Source organism: Streptomyces sp. NPDC051214, assembly GCF_040682375.1.
GTDB lineage: Bacteria > Actinomycetota > Actinomycetes > Streptomycetales > Streptomycetaceae > Streptomyces.
The window spans coordinates 57,865-77,510 of the sequence record NZ_JBFBAT010000015.1; the positions used below are offsets into that span (position 1 = coordinate 57,865).

17 protein-coding genes and 1 pseudogene are annotated in these 19,646 nt (G+C 71.1%); 10 read left to right on the forward strand and 8 right to left on the reverse strand.

What is annotated here, in order from left to right:
• Nucleotides 1–42 precede the first annotated feature (42 nt).
• Complete coding sequence (locus tag AB0M70_RS33195; protein ID WP_365825924.1) at nucleotides 43–1,245, forward strand: MarP family serine protease; 1,203 nt, start codon at nucleotides 43–45, stop codon at nucleotides 1,243–1,245.
• A 71-nt stretch (nucleotides 1,246–1,316) separates the two neighbouring features.
• On the opposite strand, the gene AB0M70_RS33200 is transcribed toward AB0M70_RS33195, so the two are convergent.
• The 6 genes from AB0M70_RS33200 to AB0M70_RS33225 form a co-directional block, all read right to left on the reverse strand.
• Nucleotides 1,317–1,505 carry a hypothetical protein gene (locus AB0M70_RS33200; protein WP_365825926.1) on the reverse strand — a complete coding sequence of 63 codons (189 nt, stop codon included), beginning with the start codon at nucleotides 1,503–1,505 and terminating at the stop codon, nucleotides 1,317–1,319.
• Nucleotides 1,506–1,656: 151 nt separating this feature from the next.
• Nucleotides 1,657–2,604, reverse strand: coding sequence for an alpha/beta hydrolase (locus tag AB0M70_RS33205; RefSeq protein ID WP_365825928.1), 948 nt, complete (start codon nucleotides 2,602–2,604; stop codon nucleotides 1,657–1,659).
• Complete coding sequence (locus tag AB0M70_RS33210; RefSeq protein ID WP_365825930.1) at nucleotides 2,601–3,107, reverse strand: phage holin family protein; 507 nt, start codon at nucleotides 3,105–3,107, stop codon at nucleotides 2,601–2,603. Before AB0M70_RS33210 ends, AB0M70_RS33205 begins: the two co-directional genes overlap by 4 nt.
• Before the next feature lie 98 nt (nucleotides 3,108–3,205).
• Nucleotides 3,206–4,615, reverse strand: coding sequence for a Na+/H+ antiporter NhaA (gene nhaA / locus AB0M70_RS33215; protein ID WP_365825933.1), 1,410 nt, complete (start codon nucleotides 4,613–4,615; stop codon nucleotides 3,206–3,208).
• 200 nt (nucleotides 4,616–4,815) lie between these two features.
• On the reverse strand, nucleotides 4,816–6,819 hold the full coding sequence (gene acs, locus AB0M70_RS33220; protein WP_365825935.1) for an acetate--CoA ligase: 2,004 nt from the start codon (nucleotides 6,817–6,819) through the stop codon (nucleotides 4,816–4,818).
• 49 nt (nucleotides 6,820–6,868) lie between these two features.
• Nucleotides 6,869–9,232: a SulP family inorganic anion transporter gene (locus tag AB0M70_RS33225; protein ID WP_365825937.1), complete on the reverse strand. Its 2,364-nt coding sequence runs from the start codon at nucleotides 9,230–9,232 to the stop codon at nucleotides 6,869–6,871.
• Between the two features lie 397 nt (nucleotides 9,233–9,629).
• On the opposite strand from AB0M70_RS33225, the gene AB0M70_RS33230 reads away from it, so the two are divergent.
• Nucleotides 9,630–10,910, forward strand: coding sequence for a hypothetical protein (locus AB0M70_RS33230; protein WP_365825939.1), 1,281 nt, complete (start codon nucleotides 9,630–9,632; stop codon nucleotides 10,908–10,910).
• Between the two features lie 28 nt (nucleotides 10,911–10,938).
• Here AB0M70_RS33230 and AB0M70_RS33235 read toward each other — a convergent pair whose 3' ends face one another.
• Nucleotides 10,939–11,919: an ATP-binding protein gene (locus AB0M70_RS33235; protein WP_365825941.1), complete on the reverse strand. Its 981-nt coding sequence runs from the start codon at nucleotides 11,917–11,919 to the stop codon at nucleotides 10,939–10,941.
• Between the two features lie 101 nt (nucleotides 11,920–12,020).
• Between AB0M70_RS33235 and AB0M70_RS33240 the strand changes: the two genes are divergently transcribed.
• Nucleotides 12,021–12,836: an oxidoreductase gene (locus AB0M70_RS33240; RefSeq protein ID WP_365825943.1), complete on the forward strand. Its 816-nt coding sequence runs from the start codon at nucleotides 12,021–12,023 to the stop codon at nucleotides 12,834–12,836.
• A gap of 327 nt (nucleotides 12,837–13,163) precedes the next feature.
• On the opposite strand, the gene AB0M70_RS33245 is transcribed toward AB0M70_RS33240, so the two are convergent.
• Complete coding sequence (locus AB0M70_RS33245; RefSeq protein ID WP_365825945.1) at nucleotides 13,164–14,003, reverse strand: HAD-IB family hydrolase; 840 nt, start codon at nucleotides 14,001–14,003, stop codon at nucleotides 13,164–13,166.
• A gap of 520 nt (nucleotides 14,004–14,523) precedes the next feature.
• On the opposite strand from AB0M70_RS33245, the gene ssd reads away from it, so the two are divergent.
• From ssd to AB0M70_RS33280, 7 genes and pseudogenes are all read left to right on the forward strand, one after another.
• Entirely contained in the window at nucleotides 14,524–15,675 is a 1,152-nt protein-coding gene (ssd, locus tag AB0M70_RS33250; RefSeq protein WP_365825947.1) for a septum site-determining protein Ssd, read from the forward strand.
• A complete protein-coding gene (locus tag AB0M70_RS33255) occupies nucleotides 15,672–16,847 on the forward strand; it encodes a TadA family conjugal transfer-associated ATPase (protein WP_365825949.1) in 1,176 nt (391 codons plus the stop codon). Before ssd ends, AB0M70_RS33255 begins: the two co-directional genes overlap by 4 nt.
• Nucleotides 16,848–16,852: 5 nt before the next feature.
• A complete protein-coding gene (locus AB0M70_RS33260; protein ID WP_365826209.1) occupies nucleotides 16,853–17,689 on the forward strand; it encodes a type II secretion system F family protein in 837 nt (278 codons plus the stop codon).
• Nucleotides 17,686–18,477, forward strand: coding sequence for a type II secretion system F family protein (locus tag AB0M70_RS33265; RefSeq protein ID WP_365825951.1), 792 nt, complete (start codon nucleotides 17,686–17,688; stop codon nucleotides 18,475–18,477). The genes AB0M70_RS33260 and AB0M70_RS33265 overlap by 4 nt, the downstream gene beginning before the upstream one ends.
• An 85-nt stretch (nucleotides 18,478–18,562) precedes the next feature.
• The gene (locus AB0M70_RS33270; protein WP_365825953.1) at nucleotides 18,563–18,766 is read left to right on the forward strand and encodes a DUF4244 domain-containing protein; all 204 of its coding nucleotides are present in this window, start codon (nucleotides 18,563–18,565) and stop codon (nucleotides 18,764–18,766) included.
• Nucleotides 18,753–19,157: a TadE family type IV pilus minor pilin gene (locus tag AB0M70_RS33275; RefSeq protein ID WP_365825955.1), complete on the forward strand. Its 405-nt coding sequence runs from the start codon at nucleotides 18,753–18,755 to the stop codon at nucleotides 19,155–19,157. The genes AB0M70_RS33270 and AB0M70_RS33275 overlap by 14 nt, the downstream gene beginning before the upstream one ends.
• Nucleotides 19,154–19,495 (forward strand): annotated as a pseudogene (locus AB0M70_RS33280) (Rv3654c family TadE-like protein); the annotation flags it as partial. The gene AB0M70_RS33275 and the pseudogene AB0M70_RS33280, both read left to right, overlap by 4 nt.
• Nucleotides 19,496–19,646: the final 151 nt, after the last annotated feature.

A 19,646-nucleotide genomic window follows, 5' to 3' on the forward strand; every position in this document is an offset into this window, starting at 1 on the left:
GCGGGGACGTGGCGACCGCGATGCGAGGCGAGGATTGAATCGGTGAACGTGCTGGACATCCTTTTGGTGGTCGCCGCCGTGTGGTTCGCGGTCGTCGGTTACCGCCAGGGATTCGTCGTCGGCATCCTGTCGGTGATCGGGTTTCTGGGCGGCGGACTCGTCGCGGTGTACCTGCTGCCCATCATCTGGGGCGCCCTCACGGACGACGAGGGAGCCGTCAGCACGACGGCCGCCGTCGTGGCCGTGGTCATCGTGATCGTCTGTGCCTCCATCGGCCAGGCCTTCACCACGCACCTGGGCAACAAGCTCCGCCGGTACATCACTTGGCAGCCGGCCCGCGCCCTGGACGCCACGGGCGGCGCGCTGGTCAACGTACTGGCGATGCTCCTCGTCGCCTGGCTGATCGGCTCCGCCCTCGCGGGCACGACGCTGCCGACGGTCGGCAAGGAAGTACGTAACTCCAAGATCCTGCTCGGCGTCTCGCGCACGCTGCCCGACCAGGCCGACACCTGGTTCGCGGACTTCTCCTCGGTCCTTGCGCGCAACGGCTTCCCGCAGGTCTTCAGCCCGTTCTCGAACGAGCCCATCACCGAGGTCCAGGCCCCCGACCCCAAGCTCGCCAAGAGCGAGGTCGCCACGAAGGCCCGGCGCTCCATCGTGAAGGTGCAGGGCGAGGCGCGCGGCTGCGGCAAGGTCCTCGAAGGCACCGGCTTCGTCTTCTCCGACCGCCGTGTGATGACCAACGCGCACGTGGTCGGCGGCGTGGACGAGCCGACGGTGCAGATAGGCGGAGACGGCAGGACGTACGACGCGAAGGTCGTGCTCTACGACTGGGAGCGCGACATCGCCGTGCTGGACGTGCCGACGCTCGACGCGCCCGCGCTGCAGTTCACGTCGAAGGACGCGGCCAGCGGTGACAACGCGATCGTCGCGGGCTTCCCGGAGAACGGCCCGTACGACGTCCGCCCCGCGCGCGTGCGTGGTCGCATCACGGCCAACGGCCCGGACATCTACCACCGGGGCACCGTGCGCCGCGACGTGTACTCGCTCTACGCGACCGTCCGCCAGGGCAACTCGGGCGGCCCGCTGCTCACGCCCGAAGGCAAGGTCTACGGCGTGGTGTTCGCGAAGTCGCTCGACGACCCGGACACCGGATACGCCCTCACCGCCGACGAGGTCCGCGAGGACATCAAGGCAGGCCGCACCGCCAACCAAGAGGTCGACAGCGAGGGCTGCGCGCTCTAGTCGGCGCGCAGTCGGGGAGCAGCCGGATCGGTCCGGATCAGTCGCGCGTGTGCCTGAGGCGTGTGTACGCCTCAGTCGCGCGTATGCCTCAGCCGCGCCGAGACCCAGCGGGCCCTGCGGCGCAGGATGCGGGGGATGCCGATGCCTTGAGCGGGGCCTGCATGGCCCGGATCATGGGGACCGCCCCTCTCACGGCTGTTCAGCGCGATGGCTGAGCGGCGGTTGCGTGCTGCGTCACTGTAGTCGTGCGTCCAGCCCATACCCCGACGTGTGCCCGTGCCCCAAGGTCGGTAATCGCGCCCAGGGGCCCCAATTGGCCTATGCGGGAGGCAATTGGCCGTTCGAAGAACAGGTGTTCCCCTGGCCTGGATTCGACCCCGCATCCGGCCCCGCACCCGACCCCCGTACGGCCTACCGGTCCGGCTCGGGGTCCTTCAGCCAGTTGACCAGTTCGGTGGAGAAGGCGACGGGGTCCTCCTCCTGCGGAAAGTGCCCCAGACCGTCGAACAGCCGCCACCGGTAGGGCGCTTCGACGTACTCGCCCGAGCCGGCCGCGCTGCGCGTACGCATCACGGGGTCGAGCGAGCCGTGCAGATGCAGCGTGGGAACCCGCACGGGGCGCTTCATGCGCCGGTTGAACTGGATGCCGTCGGGACGGGCCATCGACCGCACCATCCAGCGGTACGGCTCGACCGAGCAGTGCGCCGTCGACGGGATCGTCATGGCACGGCGATACGTCTCCACCGACTCGTCGTCCGGCAGCCGCGGCCCCGACCAGTCCCGCACCAGACGCCCCACCAGAGCGGCTTCGTCGGCGACGAGTTGACGCTCCGGCACCCACGGCCGCTGAAAACCCCACACGTACGAGGCCGCGGCGGTCTGCTTGCGGTCCGACAGCATCGCCGAGCGCCAGCGCCGCGGGTGCGGCATCGAGGAGACGGCGAGGCGGCGCACCAGCTTGGGCCGCATCACGGCCGCCGTCCACGCGAGGTAGCCGCCCAGGTCGTGCCCGACGAGCGCGGCGTCCGGCTCACCGAGCGACCGCACGACGCCCGTGATGTCGAGCGCGAGGTTCGCCGGGTCGTAACCCCGCGGCGTACGGTCGCTGCCGCCCACGCCCCGCAGGTCCATCGCGACCGCCCGGAAGCCCGCGTCGGCGAGCGCCACCATCTGGTGCCGCCACGTCCACCAGAACTGCGGGAAGCCGTGCAGCAGCAGCACGAGCGGCCCGTCGCCCATCTCGGCGATGTGGAAGCGGGCGCCGTTGGCGGCGACGTCCCGATGGGTCCACGGGCCTTCGATGCGTACGAGTGACGCCGGTTGGGCCGGATGGGGGGCGGGCGTGGCGGGGTCCGTCATGAAGACGAGCGTGCCACAGCCGCAGGCTTCTCGGTGCCACGGTCGAGGGTCGCGCCCACGGCGGGCACGGGGCCGACCGAACGCGGGTGCGGCTTCACGTTCTGCAGTACGGCAGCCGTCTGCTTGGCCGAAGCGGCGGCCTTCTGCGGGCCCTTGCCCTTCTTGGCCTTCTTGGCGAAAACGACGCCGATCAGCGCGAGCACGCCCGCGACCAGCACGTTCGCCGCGAAGGACAGCACGAAGCAGATGGCCATGTTCCAGCCGCTCCAGGTACGGATGCCGTACGCGAGGGCGAAGCTCAGCATCGGCAGCGAGAAGAGCAGCACCGCCCCCGCGGCGGCGAACGCCCCACCGCCGACCGCACCCCGCTTGACGTCCTGTCGCAGCTGGGCCTTGGCCAGCGCGATCTCGTCGTGCACCAGCGCCGACATCTCGCTGGTCGCCGTGGAGACCAGCTGGCCGAGGCTGCGTTCGGTGCCGACGGGCCCGTCGGGTGCGCTCATCGCTTCTCCCCTTCTCCGTAAGCCTGCGTAAGCCTGCTCACATACGTCTGTTCCGGTACGACCGCTCAGCTCAGTCTGCGCAGTCAAGTCTGCTCAGATCATGCCGGACCGTCGTCCTCGGCGCGTGCCCCGGCCGACACTTCGGCAAGCCTGCGGTGTTCGGCCGCCTTCTTCTCATAGATCGCGGCCATCCGCAGGTGGTACTCCGGCTTGTCCTGTTCGTACACGTCCGGGATGCCGTCGAGGTCGTCGTCGCGCTCCTCGTGCTCGTACAGCGCGCGGTAGCGGGCGTTGCGCACCTTGAGCAGGATCCCCGAGAGCACGGCCGCGATGAGAGACCCCATCAGGACGGCTGCCTTGATCTCGTCGGTGAGCAGCGGGTCCTCGGTGAAGGCGAGTTCGCCGATCAGGAGCGAGACGGTGAAGCCGATGCCGGCCAGCGAGGCGACCGCGAACACGTCCGCCCAGGCGAGTTCCTCGTTGAGTTCGGCCTTGGTGAAGCGGGCCGCGAGCCAGGTGCCGCCGAAGATGCCGACCGCTTTGCCGACCACGAGACCGAGCACCACACCGAGCGTCTCGGGCTGGCTGAACACGTCCCCCAGCGCGCCGCCCGACACCGCGACACCGGCGCTGAACAGCGCGAACAGCGGTACGGCGAGTCCCGCGGAGAGGGGGCGCACCAGGTGCTCGATGTGCTCGCCCGGCGAGTGCTCCTCGCCCTCGCGGCGGGTGCAGCGCAGCATCAGGCCCATCGCGACACCGGCGATCGTGGCGTGGATGCCGCTGTTGTACATCAGGCCCCAGATGACCAGGGCCAGCGGAACGTACACGTACCAGCCGCGTACGCCCTTGCGGAGCAGCAGCCAGAAGACCGCGAGGCCGATGACCGCGCCACCGAGCGCCGCGAAGTCGAGGTCGCTGGTGAAGAACACCGCGATGATCAGGATCGCGAAGAGGTCGTCGACGACGGCGAGCGTGAGCAGGAAGGCGCGCAGGGCGGACGGCAGCGAGGTGCCGATGACCGCGAGGACGGCGAGCGCGAAGGCGATGTCCGTGGCGGTCGGCACCGCCCAGCCGTCCATGGAGCCGCCGCCGACGGTGTTGACCAGGACGTACACGAGAGCGGGTACGGCCATGCCGCAGAGCGCGGCGATGACGGGCAGGGCAGCGGCCTTCGGGTCGCGCAGATCGCCCGCGACGAGTTCACGCTTGAGTTCGATGCCGGCGACGAAGAAGAAGACGGCGAGCAGGCCGTCTGCCGCCCAGTGCGCGATCGAGAGGTCGAGGCCGAGGGCGGAGGGCCCGAGGTGGAAGCCGCTCACGGTCTCGTACGATCCGCCGGCGGTGTTCGCCCAGATCAGCGCGGTGACGGCGGCCACGAGGAGGAGGACGCCACCGACGGTCTCGGCACGCAGCGCGTTCGCGACGAAGTTCCGCTCGGGCAGCGAGAGCCGTCCGAGGACCTTGCGGTTGTTGCGGGGTGCGTTGCTGGGGGCGGGCGCGGCCACGGGGGTCGACCTCCGGTCGGTGGGCAGGACGAATCACTTGCCGACCAGACTTCCCGGCGCACCTAGGTTCTTCTTGTCGCGATGTTGACGCGAGCCTCAGCGTACCCAACATGCGACCGGACCTATCCGGCGATCTTCACTTTATGCGCAAGAAGGGCGCCCGGCGTGCTGCCGGGCGCCCCTCGTCGGCTCGGGTCCGACTAGTCCTCGCTCGGCGCGGCCGGCAGCTTGGTCTGGATCAGATCCATCACGGAGGAGTCCGTGAGGGTGGTGACGTCGCCCAGTTCGCGGTTCTCGGCGACGTCGCGCAGCAGCCGCCGCATGATCTTCCCGGAGCGCGTCTTGGGCAGCTCGGCCACCGGGAGGATGCGCTTGGGCTTGGCGATCGGCCCCAGGGTGGTGCCGACGTGGTTGCGCAGGTCCGCGACGAGGCCCTCGTCGTCGGCGTTCGCCGTGCCGCGCAGGATCACGAAGGCGACGATGGCCTGCCCGGTGGTCTCGTCGGCCGCGCCCACGACCGCTGCCTCGGCGACCGACGGGTGCGAGACGAGCGCCGACTCGACCTCGGTGGTGGAGATGTTGTGCCCGGACACGAGCATCACGTCGTCCACGCGGCCCAGGAGCCAGATGTCGCCGTCGTCGTCCTTCTTGGCGCCGTCCCCGGCGAAGTACTTGCCCTCGAAGCGCGACCAGTAGGTGTCGATGAAGCGCTGGTCGTCACCCCAGATGGTGCGCAGCATCGACGGCCACGGCTCGGTCAGGACGAGGTAGCCGCCCCCGCCGTCCGGCACCTCGCGCGCCTCGTCGTCGACGACGGTCGCGGCGATGCCCGGCAGGGCGCGCTGGGCGCTGCCCGGCTTGGTCTCGGTGACGCCCGGCAGCGGCGAGATCATCATCGCGCCGGTCTCGGTCTGCCACCAGGTGTCCACGATGGGGCACGTGTCGGCGCCGATGTTCTTGCGGTACCACATCCAGGCCTCGGGGTTGATCGGCTCACCGACCGAGCCGAGGATCCGCAGGCTGGACAGGTCGAACTTCGCGGGGATGTCGTCGCCCCACTTCATGAACGTACGAATCGCCGTCGGCGCGGTGTAGAGGATGGTCACGCCGTACTTCTGGACGATCTCCCAGAAGCGCCCCTGGTGCGGGGTGTCGGGGGTGCCCTCGTACATGACCTGCGTCGCGCCGTTCGCCAGCGGGCCGTACGTGATGTACGAGTGCCCGGTGACCCAGCCGATGTCGGCCGTGCACCAGTAGACGTCGCTCTCCGGCTTGAGGTCGAACACCGCGTGGTGGGTGTACGCGGCCTGCGTCAGATAGCCGCCGGAGGTGTGCAGGATGCCCTTGGGCTTGCCCGTCGTCCCCGAGGTGTAGAGGATGAAGAGCGGGTTCTCGGCGTCGAACGCCTCGGGGGTGTGCTCGGCCGACTGGCGCTCGGTCAGCTCGTGCCACCACACGTCGCGGCCCTCGGTCCACGCCACGTCCTGCCCGGTGCGGCGCACGACCAGGACGTGCTCGACGGAGCTGCCCTCCCGCGCGACGGCGTCGTCGACGGCGGGCTTGAGGGCGGCGGGCTTGCCCCTGCGGTAGCCGCCGTCGGAGGTGATGACGACCTTGGCGTCGGCGTCCGCGACGCGCTTGGCGATGGCGTCGGCGGAGAAACCGCCGAAGACCACGGAGTGCGCGGCGCCGATGCGGGCACAGGCCAGCATCGAGATGACGGCCTCGGGGATCATCGGCAGGTAGACGGCGACCCGGTCACCCTGCTGGACGCCCAGCTCGATCAGGGCGTTGGCCGCCCGGCTGACCTCGTCCTTGAGCTCGGCGTAGGTGATGGCCCGGCTGTCGCCGGGCTCACCCTCGAAGTGGATCGCCACACGGTCGCCGTTGCCCGCCTCGACGTGACGGTCGACGCAGTTGTACGCGACGTTCAGCTTGCCGTCGGCGAACCACTTCGCGAACGGCGGGTTCGTCCAGTCGAGCGTCTCGGTCGGCTCGGTGGCCCAGGTCAGCCGGCGGGCCTGCTCGGCCCAGAAGCCGAGCCGGTCAGCCTTGGCCTGTTCGTACGCCTCCGCGGTGACATTGGCGTTGGCCGCCAGGTCGGCCGGCGGCGCGAACCTTCGCTCTTCTTTAAGAAGGTTGGCCAGGCTTTCGTTGCTCACGACATCTCCCATTCCCAGGGTGTCCGTTGTGTCCAAAGCCACAGCTCATCAGACCCGAACCCCTGGTGACAAGAGCTTGCCGAAAATTGGTTTAGACCTTTACTCGGCTCGGCGGCTCCTCGCGGGGTTCTCCCTGGTGCGGTGACGGCGTCACCTGGTCGAATACGTCGTCCGGGCTGTCGGTCAGCAAGTAGGCCTGCGCCTCGCCGACATGGAAGTACATGCCATGCAGTTCGAGCGAGCCCTCGGCCAGGCGCCGCGCCACGGACTCGTGGCCCCGCAGATGCGCCAACTGCTGGACCACATTGGTCAGGCAGAGCTGCTCGACGGCGTCGGCGGGCGCCCGCCCGGCGAGCCGCGCCCAGCCCTCCTGCTCGTGGGCCGCCATGCGCTCGAGGCTCGGCATCCCGTGCCGCAGCCACCGCTTCAGGGGCGTCTGGGCGCCTCCGGGCGGAGTGGTGAGCAGCGCCTGCATCGCCCCGCACCCGGAGTGCCCGCACACGGTGATGGACCGCACCCGCAGCACGTCCACCGCGTACTCGATCGCCGCGGCCACCGAGTCGTCGCCGCTCTCGGCGCCCGGCAGCGGCACCAGATTGCCGACGTTGCGGACGACGAAGAGGTCGCCGGGGCCGCTCGACGTGATCATCGAGGTCACGAGCCGGGAGTCGGCGCAGGTCAGGAAGAGCTGCGAGGGCTGCTGCCCCTCACGGGCGAGCCGGGCCAGCTCCCCGCGCACATGCGGCGCCGTGTTCCGCTGGAACGCGCTGATTCCGCTTGCCAGTTGATGCCCGCTGGGGCGTGTCTCGCCCTGCGGCGCTTCCTGGGGGCGGTCGCAGTGGTGATTGCGCCAGGCCGTCCAGGGCCGGCAGCAGGAGTGCGACGAACTGGCGGGCTCGGCGATCCGCGTCCCGGCACGCCCGGTCACCTCGACGGCGCCGCCCTGCGCGGTGTGCGCGTCCTGCCAGCACTGCAAAGCTTCGTACGCCGCGTGGTCCATGAACGATCCGTCCAGCTCGACGACGGCCGAGGCGCCGTGCGGCACAAGATGCAGCGCCCTGCTGAGACGCGGCACGGCGAGGAAGGTCAACTGCCCGCGCACGCGCACGTGGTGGACCCCGTCCTCCTCGGTGTGCGTGATCCGGGTGCGGGCGAGGCGGTGCAGCGCGACGGCGACGGCGACGGCGACACCGATGGTCACGCCCTCGAGCACCCCGAGGAGGACCACGCCGAGCGTCGTGGTCGTGTACACGAGGATCTCGCGGTGGCGGGTGATGGTGCGGATGTGGTTCAGGCTCACCATCTGGATGCCCACCGCCATCACCAGGGCGGCGAGCGCGGCGAGCGGGATCAGCTCGAGGAGGGGGACCAGGAGCAGGGCGGCCACTACTACCCAAACGCCGTGCAGCATCGTGGAGTTCCTGCTGACGGCACCTGCGCGCACATTGGCCACGCTGCGCACCGCGACCCCGGCTACGGGGAGCCCGCCGAGCGCTCCGGACACGGCGTTGGCGGCGCCCTGGCCGAGCAGTTCGCGGTTGAGGTCGGAGCGGACGCCGCCGGCGCGCGGGTCGCGCCGCGCGGAGACCAGCTTGTCCACGGCGACGGCGCCGAGCAGTGACTGCACGCTGCAGACCAGCGTGACCGTGAGGACGGCGGCGACGAGCCCGAGGGCGGGGCCCTCCGGCAGGCCGATCAGCGCGTGACTGCGCCAGGACGGCAGATCGACCTTGGCCACGCTCAGCCCGGCAACCACGGAGACGGCCGTGGCGGCGGCAACGGAGACCAGGGGAGCGGGCACGACGCGCAGGGCTCTGCCCGTACGCCCGGGGATCCGCGGCCAGAGCAGCAGCAACGCCAGGGTCAGCAGGCTGATGGACAGCGCCGCCGGCTGCACGTCGGCCAACTGGGCAGGCAGACCACGGAGGTTGTCGAGCACGGAGCTCTGCGGGGTGCCGCCGAGCACGATGTGCAGCTGGGCGACGGCGATGGTGACACCGATGCCGGCCAGCATGCCGTGCACGACGGCCGGGCTGACGGCGAGCGCCGTGCGGGCCACGTGCAGGCAGCCGAGGGCGAGTTGGCAGAGCCCGGCGAGCACGGTGATGGCGCAGGTGGTCCGCCAGCCGTACTGGTGGATGAGGTCGGCGGTGACGACCGTGAGCCCTGCGGCGGGCCCGCTGACCTGCAGCGGCGATCCGCCGACCCAACCGGCGACGAGGCCGCCGACGGCGGCGGCGACGAGGCCCGCCTGGAGCGGCGCCCCGGTGGCGAGCGCGATGCCGAGGGACAGGGGAAGGGCGATCAGGAAGACGGCGATCGACGCGGAGACGTCGGCGCCGGCGATGCGGAACTTACGGCCTTTGCGGAACTTGCCGGGCGGCGGAGCGTGGGGCTCGTGGTCGCGTGAGGCGTGGGCCGAGTCGGTGGCGTGGGCGGGGACGCAGGCAGACATGTTTCCCGTCTCCTCCGGGGCAGCGCGGTCGCGGGACAGGGGGCCCTCCGGAGGTCTCCGGTGGGCGGGGTCGCGGCCGTGGGTCACGGCGTTGCAGCGGCGGGATTTCTCAACTCTCGGTAAACGAATCGTAATGGAGAGTAAAGGCTAGGGATAGACAAGCGGGGCAAATGGGGCACTAGATCACTCCGAAGGGTGAATAAAGCATTTTGTCGGCTTGTCGCACCACGCGGCTCATGACCCCGTGCGACGTTGGCGGCGCTGTGGTTCATTACCGGGCAATTACGGACTAATCGCGTCCCGGTGGTGACCCCTGCAGTGCCCCCGTGGGCTCCCTGCAGTCCCCTGCAGCCGTGCCCCATTCGAAGCCGACTCGAAGGAAGAAGGTGGGCGGAAGATGGCCGCCACCCAGAGGATCCAGCGGATCGCCGCGGGCTCCACCGCCCTCGTGGCATGCGTCGCGGTACTGGCCGGCTGCTCCAGCGGCGACACCGGCACCAAGTCAGGCGCCGCGGGCGCCAAGAAGGCATCTCCCGCCCCGGCCCCCAAGAGCGCGGTCCGCATGATCGGTGACGGCTCCACTGCCTTCACCGGCCGTCAGCCGCACCTGCCCGAGCCCGCCCGGCTGAGACCCGGCAAGAAGCCGCCCCAGTTCGTGGTCTTCTCCTGGGACGGCGCAGGCGAGGACAGCCAGAAGCTCTTCTCGCACTTCCGCAAGGTGGCCAAGCGCAACGACGCCACGATGACGTACTTCCTCAGCGGCGTGTACATGCTCCCCGAGGCGAAGCGGAAGCTCTACGACCCGCCGCAACACCAGTCCGGCAGCTCGGACATCGGCTTCAACGACCGCAAGGGAATCAAGGACACCGTGGAACAGCTCCGCGGCGCCTGGTTCGAGGGCAACGAGGTCGGCACCCACTTCAACGGCCACTTCTGCGGCGCGGGCCGCGGTGTGGGCGAGTGGTCGGTCGAGGACTGGAAGAGCGAGATCAACCAGGCCAAGTCATTCGTGAAGGCCTGGAAGACGAACACGGGCATGAAGAAGGCGCAGCCGCTGCCCTTCGACTACGACAAGGAACTCATCGGAGCCCGCACACCCTGCCTCGAAGGCCAGAAGAACTTCATGCGGGCCGCCCGCGACCTGGGCTTCCGCTACGACACCAGCGGCGTCAACAACCAGGTCTGGCCCAAGAAGAAGGAAGGCCTCTGGGACCTGTCGATGCAGCTGGTCCCCGTGCCCGGCCGCAAGTTCGAGACGCTGACCATGGACTACAACTTCATGGTGAACCAGTCGGGCACGACGTCACAGGGCGACCCCAGCAAGCACGAGTACTGGGGTGACCAGATGCGTGACGGGCTGCTGGAGGGCTTCGACCGCGCCTACAAGGGCAACCGTGCCCCGCTGATCATCGGCAACCACTTCGAGTCCTGGAACGGCGGCACGTACATGCGCGCCATCGAGGAGACGATCGAGACGGTCTGCACCAAGCCCGACGTGCGCTGTGTCTCCTTCCGTCAACTCGCCGACTGGCTCGACGCCCAGGACCCGCAGACCGTTCAGCGCCTGACCAAGCTCCCGGTCGGCAAGGCGCCGAAGGAGGGCTGGAAGTCCTTCCTCTCCGCACGGCCCGCGCCGGCCCCGAAGGGCGTACCGGGCGCTCCGGCAGCCAAGCCGTAGCCCTTCGCCGCAGCGCCCCTGGTCTGGTTCAGGCCGTGGCGACGGTGCGCTCACGCAGGACGAAGTCGGGGTCGACCTGGGCAGCCAGGTCGGCACCCGTCCGTTCGTTGCCCCAGCTCTGCGCGTTCTTCAGGTGGAAGTGGACCATCTGACGGGTGTAGCGGTCCCAGTCCCTGCGGTCGTACGAGGTGTCGACGGCGCTCTGAAGTGCTTGCAGGGAACGGCGGTTGTCGCCCTCCAGGAACTCGAACCGGGGCGGGCGGCCCTTCTCCATGGCGCGCACCCAGTCCGAGTGCCCGACCGTCACCAGGAGGTCGTCGCCGACCTGCTCGCGCAGGAAGTCGATGTCGTCCTGGCCCTGCACCTTGTTGCCGACGACCTTGAGGTCGACGCCAAAGTCCCGTGCGTATTCCTTGTACTGGCGATAGACGGAGACCCCCTTCCGGGTCGGCTCGGCCACCAGGAACGTCATGTCGAAGCGGGTGAACATGGCGGAGGCGAAGGAGTCCGAACCGGCGGTCATGTCCACGACCGCGTACTCGTCGCGGCCGTCGACCAGGTGGTTCAGGAGCAGCTCCACCGCCCCCGTCTTGGAGTGGTAGCAGGCGACACCGAGGTCGGCTTCGGTGAACGGCCCTGTGACCATCAAACGCACGGCTGCGTCGTCGAGTTCCACCGGCCGCGCACAGGCGTCGTACACGGGGTTGTCCTCGCGCACCCGCAGGATGCGCGAGCCCTCGCCGGGCGGTGTCGTCTTGATCATCGTGTCGGCGGAGGCGATCCGCGGGTTGGAGCCCCGCAGGTAGTCCTTGATCAGGGGGAGGCGCGCGCCCATGGCGGGCAGGGCGGCGGCCTCGGCCTCGTCGAGTCCGAGCGCGGGGCCCAGGTGCTGGTTGATGTCGGCGTCCACCGCGAGGACCGGTGCTCCGGTGGCGGCGAGGTGGCGGATGAAGAGCGAGGACAGCGTGGTCTTGCCGCTGCCGCCCTTCCCTACGAAAGCGATCTTCATGTTCACCAAGGGTAGCCGGACGATCACGTGCCGTATCGATGCGGCGTGAAGAAGACCACTCCTTCGTGGGGCGGGCGCCCGGGGTGCGTAGGGTCGTACTCATGAGTACGACAGCCGATCCGCTCGCGGCCCTGGGCGCACTGCCCGGCGTGGCCGACTCCGTGGACTCCGTGCGCAAGGCCGTGGACCGGGTCTACGGGCACCGGATCATGCGGCGCCGCAGCAATGAGGTCACCTCCGAGGCGGCGCTGCGCGGCGCACGCGGCTCGGCGGCCCTCTCCGGTGCCGACTGGGCACTCGAAGAAGTACGCCGCCGCAGCGACTTCAGCGGCGACGACGAGGCCCGCACGGTCGGCGCGGCCCTGCGGCTGACCGCGGAAGCCGGTCAACTCCTGTCCATCTGGCGGCAGTCGCCGCTCCGGGTTCTCGCGCGCCTCCACCTGGTGGCCGCCGCCGAGAACGACGAGGCGGCGGGGCGTCCGCGCCTGGCGGGCGAGCCGGTCGACGAGCCGCTGGTCGAGCTGGCCGTGCCGGACTCCGACGAGGTGGCGGGGCGCCTTGAGGGTCTTTCGCAGTTGATCATCGCGGGCGGCTCCGCGCCGGCCCTCGTGACGGCGGCCGTGGTGCACGGCGAACTGCTCAGCCTGCGGCCCTTCGGCTCGCACAACGGCCTGGTCGCGCGGGCGGCCGAGCGCATCGTCCTGGTGGGCAGCGGCCTCGACCCGAAGTCCGTCTGCCCCGCGGAGGCAGGGCACGCGGAACAGGGACGCGCGGCCTACGTGGGAGCGCTCGACGGCTACGCGTCCGGGACCCCCGAGGGGATGGCGGCCTGGATCGCCCACTGCGGGCGTGCGGTCGAACTGGGGGCCAGGGAGTCGACGGCGGTCTGCGAGGCGATGCAGCGCGGGGCCGCGTAGAAGGCTTCACGCGGGGATTCGGCGCCCTGCACAGGGATGCGGCGGTACGAAACTTCTCGTACCGCCGCTGGCATGTTCACCGGGTTACCAAGCGTCCTCGAAGGTTGCCCATCAGGTCGGGACTTTGCCCGTCACCTGGTGCGGCTGGCCCGTAATCGACGGGTCGACGTCGCGTGGGTGCTCGGTGTCCATGCTTCGGTCCGTGGGGCCTTGGTTGCGTTTAAAGGTAATCCTCTCGGATGTCCTTGGTCTCGCGGGCCGTTGACTCCTTTGTACTCCTGTCCTGGGGTAAGCGGAAGTCCTGGCACTACTTCTTTACTTTTAGGTTCAAACAAGGGCGAATCGGGCGCGTGACGTCCGGCGACGGCTCACGAACCACACGAGACCCGCGGTGGCCGCCGCGGCGCCCACGGCCGCCACCGCGACGAGCGCGGGCCGGGACGGCTTCTGGCGCCGCTCCTTGAGCCGGACCGGGCGGTGGAAGTCGAGAATCGGCCACCCGCGCGCGAGAGCCTCGCGGCGAAGGGCCCGATCGGGGTTGACCGCGTGCGGATACCCCACGGATTCGAGCATGGGGACATCGGTCGCGGAGTCGCTGTAGGCGTGGCAGCGGTCGAGGTCGTACCCCTCGGATTCCGCGAGTTCCTTGATGGCGGCCGCCTTGGTGGGGCCATAGGCGTAGTACTCCACCTCGCCCGTGAAGCAGCCGTCGTCACCGACCACCATCCGGGTCGCCACCACCCGGTCCGCGCCGAGCAGTTCACCGATCGGCTCGACGACCTCGGCGCCCGACGTGGAGACGATGACGACGTCCCGGCCTGCGGTGTGGTGCTCCTCGATGAGGGACGCGGCCTCGTCGTAGATGATCGGGTCGATCAGGTCGTGCAGCGTCTCGGCGACGATTTCCTTGACCTGCTGCACGTTCCATCCACGGCACAGCGCGGAGAGATACTCGCGCATCCGCTCCATCTGGTCGTGGTCGGCTCCGCCGGCGAGGAAGACGAACTGTGCATATGCGGTGCGCAGAACCGCCCTGCGGTTGATCAGGCCGCCTTGGTAGAACGACTTGCTGAAGGTGAGTGTGCTCGACTTCGCAATGACCGTCTTGTCCAGGTCAAAGAAGGCAGCTGTGCGAGGCAAGGAGTGGTTTTCCACGAGGCCGAGCATAGGCGCCCACCATTCGGCGTAAGGTGAGGCGCGTGGGTTTGCCTGAGAAGGCTCTCGGGTACACCATGGAAGTCACGGATCGTTCGCGACCGTGCTAACCCGGTCTGGCTCCTCCCCCCCCGAGTCGGACCGTGGGGACGACCCCCGCTCTCCCCCCCGGCGGGGGTCGTCGCATGTCCGGATGGGTTTTCCGGGCCCCGTTCGACCCCTATCTGATCGCCCGACGCCGTCTGACGGCCGTTTTGGGCGATCTTTCGCATGTCCAAGATCCGTCACGGTGTGTAGTCGTCAGGCTGCTCTGCGGAAGTCTTCGAGATGTCACCGGTATGGGTGATGGGGATATTCACAGCCCTCGCCTTGTCCACAGTTATTGACCAAGATCCACACGTTATCCAGGACAGCTGCACGCTGATTCCGCCGCTTCTGCACGCGAAGTTCATGGCCGGATTGCTTTGGCCGACTCATCGCTCATGTGGAACGCGGCATTCAACGGGCTTGCAGTGAGAGGGGGCTGGAGATCGTGGCCGGAGTGATTACACGTGACATGTCGCCGTCGAACGACGGACGACAGGGCGGACCGCTGATCGTCACGGAAGACGTGGACCTGCTGGACGACCTGCTGCGGCTGTGTGCCGCGGCCGGTGCGCGCCCCGAGGTGCAGCACGGCGTGCCGGAGCGCAGAGGCGGCTGGGACGCGGCGCCGCTGATCCTCGTCGGGGACGACGCGGTGGACCGGGTGCGAGGCGCCGCGCGCAGGCGCGGGGTCGTCCTGGTCGGCCGGGACCAGGACGACTCCGGGGTCTGGCAGCGCGCGGTGCAGATCGGGGCCGACCACGTCCTGGTCCTGCCCGACGGCGAGCGCTGGCTGGTGGACCGCATCGCCGATGTCGCCGAAGGAGTGGGGCGGCCCGCGCTCACGGTGGGGGTGATCGGCGGGAGCGGAGGCGCCGGCGCCTCGACGCTGGCGTGCGCGCTCGCCGTCACGGCGGCCCGCGCGGGGCGGCGCACGATGCTTGTGGACGCCGACCCGCTCGGCGGCGGGCTCGACGTACTGCTGGGCGGCGAGGCGGCCGACGGACTGCGCTGGCCCGCCTTCGCGCAGTCCAGGGGCCGGGTCGGCGGGGGCGCGCTCGAGGAGTCGCTGCCCGAGCTGCATTCCCTGCGGGTCCTGAGCTGGGATCGGGGCGACACGGTGGTCATCGCACCCGAAGCCATGCGGGCGGTGGTCGCCGCGGCCCGCAGGCGGGGCGGGGTGGTGGTCGTGGACCTGCCGCGCCGCGTGGACGAAGGAGTGGCCGAGGCGCTGGCCCAGGTGGATCTCGGGCTCCTGGTGGTGCCCGCGGAACTGCGCGCGGTCGCGGGCGCCCGGCGGGTCGCCTCGGCGGTGGGGATGGTGCTGCGGGACCTGCGGGTGGTGGTCGGCAGGGGAGGCGCCGGTCGCGGGGGAGGCGGCGGACTCGGTGGACACGGCGGTCCCGGGGAGTTCGACGCCGAAGAGGTCGCGCGGCTGCTCGGGCTGCCCCTCGTCGGCGAAGTGCCGAGGGAAGCGGACCTGTTGGCCGCGCAGGCCGGGGGCATGCCGCCCGGAGGCGTCGCGCGGGGCCCGCTCGCCCGGTTCTGCACCGCCTTCTGGGACCGGGTTCCGGTGGACGCCACCGGGGGTGGCTCATGAGCGCCGTCGTGGGGGCCCGGATGCTGGACGGGGTGCGCCAGTGGCTCGCGGAGAACGGCACGGAGCCGACCCCGGCCCGCGTCGCCGAGGCGCTGCGGGCCCAGGGCAGGGTGCTCGGCGACGCGGAAATCCTCGGGACGGCTGCGCGGCTGCGGTCCGAGCTGGTGGGCGCCGGGCCTCTGGAGGCGTTGCTCGCGGACGACTCGGTGACCGATGTGCTGGTGTCCGCGCCCGACCGGGTGTGGGTGGACCGCGGCGGCGGCCTGGAGCTGACCGGGGTGTCCTTCGAGGACGCGACGGCCGTGCGGCGGCTCGCACAGCGGCTCGCGGCCGTCGCGGGGCGGCGCCTCGACGACGCCAGGCCCTGGGTGGACGCACGGCTCCCCGACGGCACCCGCCTCCATGCGGTGCTGCCCCCGGTCGCCGTCGGATCGACGTGCCTCTCCTTGCGTGTCGTACGCCCCCGGGCCTTCACCCTCGCGGAACTGACCGCGGCGGGGACGGTGCCGCCGGGTGGGGACCGGGTACTGCGGGCACTGATCGACGCCCGGCTCTCGTACGTGATCAGCGGCGGTACGGGGTCGGGCAAGACGACGCTCCTCAGCGCCCTTCTCGGTCTCGTCGGGCCGGGCGAGCGGATCGTGCTCGCCGAGGATTCGGCGGAGCTGCGCCCCGACCACCCGCATGTGGTGCGCCTGGAATCCAGGCCCGCGAACCAGGAGGGGGCCGGCCAGGTGGGCCTCGACGACCTGGTGCGGCAGGCGTTGCGGATGCGCCCCGACCGGCTGGTCGTCGGCGAGGTGCGGGGCGCGGAGGTGGTCCATCTGCTGGCCGCCCTGAACACCGGGCATGAGGGCGGCTGCGGCACGGTCCACGCCAACGCTGCGGGGGACGTGCCCGCCCGCCTGGAGGCGCTGGGGACGGCTGCGGGGCTCGATCGGGTGGCGCTGCACAGCCAGATGGCGGCCGCGCTGTCCGTGGTCATCCATCTCGTACGGGACCGGGCAGGCCGACGGCGGATCGCCGAGGTGCATGTCCTGGAACGAAATCCCTCCGGCCTCGTGGTGACGGTGCCGGCGCTGCGGTGGGGCGAGAAGGAGTTCGTACGGGAGCGGGGCTGGGAGCGGCTGCAGTCGCTTCTGGAGAGCGGTGGTGGGGGTGAGAGGCCGTGAGCGCGATGGGCTTGGCGGCTGCTGTGTGCGCGGGAGGTTCGGCCTGGCTGTGGGTCGGGCGGGACCGTGAGCGGCGGCGGACGCGGGCGGTGCTCGGGGGTGAGGTCTCGGCGGGGCCTTCGGTATGGCAGCGGGCAAGGGCCCGCGTCGGCGGCAGGTTGCGGTACGAGTGGTGGGCGCTGGCGGGAGGGGTGGCCCTCGGGCTGCTCGGGGAGTCCGTGCTTCCGCTGGCCCTGGGAGCGGCCGGGGTGCCGCTGATACGGCGCGTACGGCGAGGCCGGGACGCACGGCTCGAAGAGGAGCGCCGGGCCACCGAAGTGATCGCGCTGTGCGGGGCGCTCGCGGGCGAGGTGCGGGCCGGGAGGCAACCGGGGGAGGCGTTGCGCACGGCGGCGGCCGGGACCGGTGCCGGGCTCGGTGAAGCGCGGGCCGGGGTGCTTGCGGCGGCGCGGTTCGGCGGTGATGTGCCGGGGGCGCTGGAGGACGCGGCCCGGGAGCCGGGGGCGCGGGGGCTTGTGGGGCTCGCGGCGTGCTGGCGGGTGGCGGTGGACCGTGGCGCCGGGCTCGCGGCGGGGCTCGAACGGCTGGAGGGCGCGCTGCGCGTGGAGCGCGACCAACGCGCTGACCTCCGGGCCCAGTTGGCGGGAGCTCGGTCGACTGCGGTGATGCTCGCGGGGCTGCCGGTCCTCGGGCTGCTGATGGGGAGCGCGCTGGGTGCGGAGCCGCTGCGGGTGCTGCTGCACACCGGGGCGGGGATCGGATGCCTGGCGGTGGGCGGGGCGTTGGAAGGGGCCGGCGTGTGGTGGGCGATGCGGATCGTACGAGGAGCGGAGGAGCGATGAGCCTTGTTGTTGTCCACAGGCTGGGGGTGGCCGTGTGGGGTGCGGCGGCCGTGCTGTGGCTGATGTCGGCTGCACTTGCCGCGCGGCGTGAGCGGGTGGCTCGGGGGCGTACGAGGGTCGTGCTCGGCGGGGTGGAGCGGCTGCCGGGGGGTCGGGACCGGCGGAGGCATTGGTTCCGGTGGCGGGGTGCGGTGCGGGGGTGGCTGGCGGTGGCCGGGGCGGTGAGCGCCGGGTTCGTGCTGGTGGGCGGTGTCGCGGGGATTCTGGCGGGGGCCGGTGGCGGGTACGGGGTGTGGCGTTGGTTGCGGGGGCGAGGGGCCCGCGACGCTGAACTCGACGCGGCGGAGGCCGCTCGGCAACTGCCGCTCGCAGCGGACCTGTTGGCGGCCTGCGTCGCCGCCGGCGCGGGGCCTGTCGTGGCCGCTCAGGCTGTCGGTGACGCGCTGAAGGGGCCGGTCGGGGAACGGCTGGCGCAGGGCGCGGCGGAGGTACGGCTCGGCGGCGAACCAGGCGATGCCTGGCGGGGGTTGAGCGCGATACCGGGCGCGGCGGCGCTGGCCCGTCTGTTGGAGCGGGCGGGGGACTCCGGGGCTCCGGCGGCCGAGCGGGTGGCGCGCCTCGCCGCGGACTGCAGGGCGGATCGGAGCCGCGCGGCGACTGCTGCGGCGCGCAGGGCCGGGGTGCTGATGACGGCGCCGGTGGGGCTGTGCTTCTTGCCCGCGTTCATCGCGGTGGGGGTGCTGCCCGTGCTGATCGGCCTGGCGGGTGGGTTGTTGAGCGGCGTCTGAGCAGCTCGATCGATCGAAGTCGTGATGACAGAACGCGTCAACAGAACGCGTTGACGGAACGTACGGAAATTTCACGGGGGTTGCGATGTGGGGACAGCTGTGTGCGCGGGCGTCGAAGGCTCGGTCGCGCGGGGTGCGAGGGGACGCGGGGATGGTCACCTCGGAGTACGCGATGGGGCTCATCGCGGCGGTGGGGTTCGCCGGACTGCTCTACAAGGTGGTGACGAGCGGGCAGGTCAGGGCGGCGTTGCAGGCGGTCGTGGAGAAGGCGCTCGATGTCCAGTTCTGAGCGGGCGCGGGGCTGCCGGGGCCGCGGCGGTGACCGAGGCTTCGTGACGGCTGAGGCGGCCGTGGTGCTGCCCACGCTCGTGCTGTTCACGATGGCGCTGGTCTGGGCGTTGCTGACCGCGTCCGCGCAGATCCAGTGCGTGGACGCGGCGCGGGCAGGGGCGCGGGCGATGGCCCGCCAAGACCCCGAGAGCGCGGCCGTGGCCGCGGCGCGGCAGGCGGCGCCACGGGGCGCGGCGGTGGCCGTGCGGCGTGACGGCGACCTGGTGCGGGTGGAGGTCGTCGCGGACTCGCCGGGGCCCGGGGCGCTGAGGCTCGGGCTGCGCCTGCGGTCGGAGGCGGTGGCGTTGGCGGAGGAGACGGCGCAGGAGACGGCGGAGGTGGGCGCGTGAGAGGGCGGGCCGGGGGGCGGGCTGCCGGGAAGGGCTCGGACCGGGGAGCCGCCACGGTGTGGGTCGTCGTCGTGATGGCCGTGCTGTGCGTGGTCTGCGGCGCGGTCCTCGCGATGGGGCAGGTGATCGTCGCCCGCCATCGAGCCGGCGCCGCGGCCGACTTGGCGGCACTGGCTGCCGCGGACCACTGGATGGAGGGGCGTTCGGGTGCGTGTGCCACGGCCGGTCGGGTGGCCGAGGCCCAAGGGGCGAGCCTCGTGCGGTGCGCGGTGCACGGCGAGATCGCGGATGTCACGGCGACGACGAGCCTCGGCACGTTCGTGACGGAGGTCAGATCCCGTGCGGGCCCGGCGGGACCGGGCGCTCCGGAGCCGGAGACGGAGTCGGCACCGGAGCCGGAGACGGAGTCGGTAGTGGAGCCGGAGCCAAGGCCGGGAGCAGGCTCTGTGGCGCCGACTGGGTGGCGGCCTGAGGTACGGCCGTCACGCG